Source organism: Kitasatospora sp. MBT63, assembly GCF_000710465.2.
Taxonomy (GTDB): domain Bacteria; phylum Actinomycetota; class Actinomycetes; order Streptomycetales; family Streptomycetaceae; genus Kitasatospora.
The window spans coordinates 12,862-17,933 of record NZ_JAIZ01000314.1; the positions used below are offsets into that span (position 1 = coordinate 12,862).

Here is a 5,072-nt window from a genome sequence, read left to right on the forward strand (position 1 = left end):
TCGCCCCCGGCGCCCACCGGGCGCAGCCGGTCCCCCGCCGTGGCCTTCAACTCCGGTGCCAGCCGGGCCACATCGCGCGCACCGACGGCCGCGATCAGGCTCGGCAGCACCCAGCGGACCGGCTGCATCCCGCGCAGCCAGGCCTGCGCGTAGACGTGCGCGGAACGCCGGGCGATACCGGCCACCAGCCGGTCGACCGCCGGGCCGAGCGGGTAGGTCTTGTTGGCCGGCCAGGGCAGCCGGGCGCGCATCTGCCGCAGCACGGCGTCCTGGTCCGCGCCGCGCACCATGTCGGTGTCGGTCCAGCTCAGGTAGCCGACCCCGACCTTGACGCCCTGGTGGGCGACCTCGGCGCGCAGCGAGTGGGCGAAGGCCTCGACCCCCGCCTTGCTCGCGCAGTACGCGGCCATCAGCGGCGCCGGGGTGATGGCGGCCAGCGAGGCGATCTGCAGCAGGTAGCCGCGGCTCTTCGCCAGTGCGGGCAGGAACGCCCGGGCGGTGGCGACGCTGCCCAGCAGGTTGACCTCGATCACCCGGGTGAACGCCCGGTGGTCGCTGTCCAGCAGCGGGCCGCCGATGGCGATCCCGGCGTTGGCCACCACGGTGTCGATCCGCCCGTACCGTTCCTCGATCTGCCCGGCGACGGCGCTCAGCGCCTCCAGGTCGGTGACGTCGGCCTCCCAGAACGAGGCCTCGGGCCCGCACTGCGCGGCGACCGCCTTCAGCTCCTCGGGCTCCAGACCCACCAGGGCGACCCTGGCCCCCTGCTGCGCCAGCTTGCGGGCGGTCAGCGCACCGACGCCACGGGCGGCGCCGGTCACCACGACCACCTGGTTCGCGATCGACGGGCTCATCCGACATCACTCCTCTGGTCCACGGAGACGAGATTGACGATCCGCCGGATCTCGCCGGCCACCTCGGCCGGCCGCTCGACCGGCGCCATGTGCCCGGCCCCGGGCAGTTCCAGCAGACCGCGCGGGTCGGGCAGGGCGGCCAGCATCCGGCGGGAGTGCACCGGCGGGGTGAGCCGGTCCCGGCTGCCCACCACCACGGCGGTCGGCACGGCCAACGCGGCCAGTCCGGCGGTGAGTTCGACCGTACCGAGCACCTGCGACCAGCTGTGCCGGGTGCTGGTCGGGCAGGCGTGCACCACCTTGGCGCAGGCCGCCACCTGGTCGGCGGTCGCTCCCGGGCCCATGGTGGCGTACTTCAGCACCGCCTTGCTGAGTCCGTTGACCGGGCCGAGCGGCAGCTTCGACTCCAGCACCAGCCGGTGCAGCGCCCGGCGCAGCCGCACCGGCCGGACGGCGGCCGGCACCAGGTCCAGCTCCGCCACCAGGTCGCTCGGGCCGGTGCTGACCAGCACCGCGCCGGCGGTCCGGGCGGCGACCTGCGCGCGGTCGGCGGCGGCCATCACGGTCATGCCCCCCATGCTGTGCCCGGCCAGCACGGCCCGCCGTCCGGCGGGCAGCAGCTCGGTGAGCACCGCCTCCAGGTCGTCGGCGAGCTTGCCGGTGGAGTACCCGGCCGGGGTGGCGGGCCGGTCGCTGCCGCCGTGGCCGCGCTGGTCGTAGGCGATCACCCGGTGGTCGCCGGCCAGCCGGTGGATCACCGGCGCCCAGAACGCCACCGAGCAGGTCCAGCCGTGCGCCAGCACCACCACGGGGGCGCCGGCCGGACCGTACGACTCGGTGTGCAGCCGGGTGCCGTCGGCGGAGCGCACCAGCCGGGTGCCGGCGGGGTCGGGCAGCGCGTACGGGTCGGCGGGGGCGTACGGGCCGGCGGGGGCGCAGGGCCCGGCGGAGGCCGGCGGGTCGGCGCTCATGCGCGGGCCTCCTCGACGGCGGGGGACGCGGCCGCGGCCTCGGCCGGGCGCTTGATCAGCTCGTACTCGGCCAGGTCCACCCGCCGGGTGGCACGCCGGAAGGCGCTGGTGGAGCCGGGCCACAGCACGGTGTTGCGGCCGGAGGCGTCCAGGTACCAGCTCTTGCAGCCGCCGGTGCTCCACACCGTGCGGTCCATCCGGTGCTGGAGTTCGAGGTTCCAGTGCCGCTGGGCCCGGGCGGTCGGCTGGAGGGCGGCGGCGCCGACGGCGTCCAGTGCGGCCAGCGCGTCGATCAGGTAGTTCAGCTGGGACTCGATCATCAGGATCATCGAGCTGTTGCCGAGGCCGGTGTTGGGGCCGATCACGAAGAACAGGTTGGGGAAGCCGCGGACGGTCGAGCCGCGCAGCGCCTCCATGCCGTCCTTCCACTCCTCGGCGAGCGCCCGGCCGCCGACGCCGAACACCCGCTGGGCGATGGGCATGTCGGTGACGTGGAAACCGGTGCCGAAGACGATCGCGTCCACCTCGTGCTCGCTGCCGTCGGCGGCCACCAGGGTGGAGCCGCGCAGTTCGCGCAGGCCGGACGCGACCACCTCGGTGTTGGGGGCGGCGAGCGCCGGGTAGTACGTGTTGCTGAGCAGGATCCGCTTGCAGCCGATCCGGTAGTCCGGGGTGAGCTTGGCGCGCAGCGCCGGGTCGGCGATCGAGCGGGCGATGTGCCGCTCGGCCATCTGCTGGACCAGCCGCAGCGCGCCGGGGCGCCGGACGAAGGCGTCCACCTGCAGCTCGCGCAGTGCGAACAGGGTGGCCCGGCGCAGCCGGCCGGTCGGCGGGATCCGGGTGTGCAGCCACTTCTCCAGGGCGGAGATCTCCCGGTCGGCGCGCGGCAGCACCCAGCCGGGGGTGCGCTGGAAGACGGTCAGCCGGCCGACCTTCGGCTGGATCGCCGGGACGATCTGGGCGGCGGAGGCGCCGGTGCCGACCACCGCGACGCGCTTGCCGGTGAGGTCGTAGTCGTGGTCCCAGCGGGAGGAGTGGAAGACCTTGCCGGGGAAGTCGGCGAGGCCGGGCAGGTCCGGGATCTGCGGGTCGGCCAGCGGACCGGCCGCGGAGGTCACTGCGTCGGCGGTCCACTCGCCCCGGGTGGTGCGGATCCGCCAGCGGGTCCGCTCCTCCTCCCAGCGCAGTTCCACCACCTCGGTGTCGAAGCGCAGGTGCGGGCGGAGCCCGAAGACGTCGGTGACCTTCTCCAGGTACGCGCGGATGTCGGGCTGGCCGGAGAAGCTGCGCGGCCACTCGGGGTTGGGCGCGAAGGAGAAGGAGTAGAGGTGCGAGGGGACGTCACAGGCGCAGCCGGGGTAGCTGTTGTCGCGCCAGGTGCCGCCGACCGAGGAGGCGCGCTCCAGGATGACGAAGTCGGTGATGCCGGCCCGGCGCAGCCGGACGCCGGCCCCGAGCCCGCCGAAGCCCGAGCCGACCACGGCGACCCTGACGTGCGGGGTCGTGGCGGGCGGCGGCGTGGCGGGCTGCTTGGTGCGAGGAACCATGCGGGCGGACCTCCTGGGCGAGGTGGGGGGTGCATGACCATTAGAACCTTGCCAGTAATCACTGGCACGATTGGCAGGGTAGTCCTTGCTGACAGTTCATGGAAGAAGCCCGACCGCACCGGTTCCGCCGCCGGCCCGCCCTATGCTGGCGGCGTGGCGGACAAGGAGATCGAACGGGAGGCCTCGGCGGCGCGCCGGTTCCGGGTCGGGGAGCTGGCCGAGGCGGCCGGCATCACCGTGCGCACGCTGCGCTTCTACCGCGAGCGCAGGCTGCTCCAGCCGCCCCGCAAGGAGGGCCGGATCGCATGGTACGGCGAGGAGCACCTGGCCCGGCTGCGGGTGATCGCCGAACTGCTGGAGCGCGGGCACGCCCTCGGCGGCATCGCCGAGCTGATCGGCGCCGGGGAGAGCGGCCGCGACGTGGCCGAGCTGATCGGGCTGCAGGACGCAATCACAGCGCCCTGGTCCGACGAGACCCCGGTCCACCTCGACTGGGCCGAGCTGAAGGCCTCCTTCGGCGACCAGCTGACCGAGGAGAACACCGCCGAGTCCATCGCCCAGGGCTACATCACCGTCGAGGACGACGGCATCACCCACATCAGCCGGCGGCTGATGGACGCCACCATCGCGCTGGTCGACGAGGGGGTGCCGCTCGCGGCCGTGCTCGCGGCCAGCCGCACCGCACAGGAGCACGCCGACGCCATCGCCGAGTCCTTCATCACGCTGATCGCCGACCAACTGCTGCAGCCGCTCGACCAGGTGGACCGGCTGACGCCGGCCGAGGCGGCCCGGCTGCGCGACCAGGTGCTGCGGATCCGGCCGCTGGCCCGGGCGGTCGCGGACACCCAGTTCACCCTGGCGATGGACCGCCGGGTGCGGGCCGAGTACGAGCGGCTCAGCGGCCACTGAACCAGCCACCGAACGAGCCACCGAACGGGCCCGGCGCGGGAGCTTGCCGCATGACGACCTATCAAGTTAGGCTTACCTAAGCTCGGCCGGCCGGAGCCTTCGCGGCCCCGGTCCAACGGCATCGGCGTCCGCGCGAGGGGTCTCGCGGGCGCCGGCGATCCCACGGCCCCGCCCGCCCGGTGACGGTCCATCAGGGCGGGCGGGGCCGTGGGCGTTTCGCACAGTCCCGGTTGGCTGCTCCTCCAATCCGCCCTCGGACGGCGCCCCGGCGCCGCTGGGCGATCCGACGCTTCCGGCCGCACCCGCCGTCCCCGTACGGTCGAGGCTCACCCGCAGCTGCCGGACCAGCCAGGGCCGACGGACGGGAGGCGGGCACCCCGACGCGGCCGAGCCCGGGGGGTGGCGGCCGTGGCCGCTGTCGCAACGTTCCGCACCGCAGTCCACCTGACCGGCCGCCGCGTGCTGCTCTGGTCGCTGCTCGGCCGGCTGCCCAACGCGATGTGCCCGATCGGCAGCCTGCTGCTGGTCCGCCACGACTCCGGCAGCGTGTGGCGGGGTTCGGCGGCCGCCGGCACGCTGGCGGTGGCCCAGGCGGTGGCCGGCCCGCTGGTCGGCCGGCTCGCCGACCGCCGCGGCCAGCGTCCGGTGGGCCTCGCCGCGGCCGCCGTCAACGCCGTGGCGATCCTGGCCCTGGTCGCCGCCTCCCGGAGCGGGCTGCCGCTGTGGCTCCAACTGGTACCCGCCGCGCTGATCGGCCTGTCGGTCCCGCTGGTCGGGCCGCTCTCGCGCAG

At 74.7% G+C, this 5,072-nt stretch carries 4 protein-coding genes and 1 pseudogene; 2 read left to right on the plus strand and 3 right to left on the minus strand.

The window, feature by feature from the left end; all coding sequences use genetic code 11:
* The 3 genes from AA75_RS19300 to AA75_RS19310 all read right to left on the minus strand — a co-directional run.
* Positions 1 to 854: SDR family oxidoreductase (locus AA75_RS19300; RefSeq protein WP_033821357.1), on the minus strand; the 854-nt coding region annotated here is incomplete at its 3' end.
* Positions 851 to 1,825, minus strand: coding sequence for an alpha/beta fold hydrolase (locus tag AA75_RS19305; protein ID WP_082526652.1), 975 nt, complete (start codon positions 1,823 to 1,825; stop codon positions 851 to 853). The genes AA75_RS19300 and AA75_RS19305, both read right to left, overlap by 4 nt.
* The gene (locus tag AA75_RS19310; protein ID WP_051812786.1) at positions 1,822 to 3,372 is read right to left on the minus strand and encodes an NAD(P)/FAD-dependent oxidoreductase; all 1,551 of its coding nucleotides are present in this window, start codon (positions 3,370 to 3,372) and stop codon (positions 1,822 to 1,824) included. Before AA75_RS19310 ends, AA75_RS19305 begins: the two co-directional genes overlap by 4 nt.
* A 153-nt stretch (positions 3,373 to 3,525) precedes the next feature.
* On the opposite strand from AA75_RS19310, the gene AA75_RS19315 reads away from it, so the two are divergent.
* On the plus strand, positions 3,526 to 4,281 hold the full coding sequence (locus AA75_RS19315) for a MerR family transcriptional regulator (protein ID WP_233289095.1): 756 nt from the start codon (positions 3,526 to 3,528) through the stop codon (positions 4,279 to 4,281).
* A 408-nt stretch (positions 4,282 to 4,689) separates the two neighbouring features.
* Positions 4,690 to 5,072 (plus strand): annotated as a pseudogene (locus AA75_RS49500) (MFS transporter); the annotation flags it as partial.

Excerpts from the sequence above, each read along its gene's own strand:
- AA75_RS19310 (WP_051812786.1), bottom strand. The coding sequence starts at position 3,372 with ATGGTTCCTCGCACCAAGCAGCCCGCCACGCCGCCGCCCGCCACGACC.
- AA75_RS19305 (WP_082526652.1), bottom strand. The coding sequence starts at position 1,825 with ATGAGCGCCGACCCGCCGGCCTCCGCCGGGCCCTGCGCCCCCGCCGGC.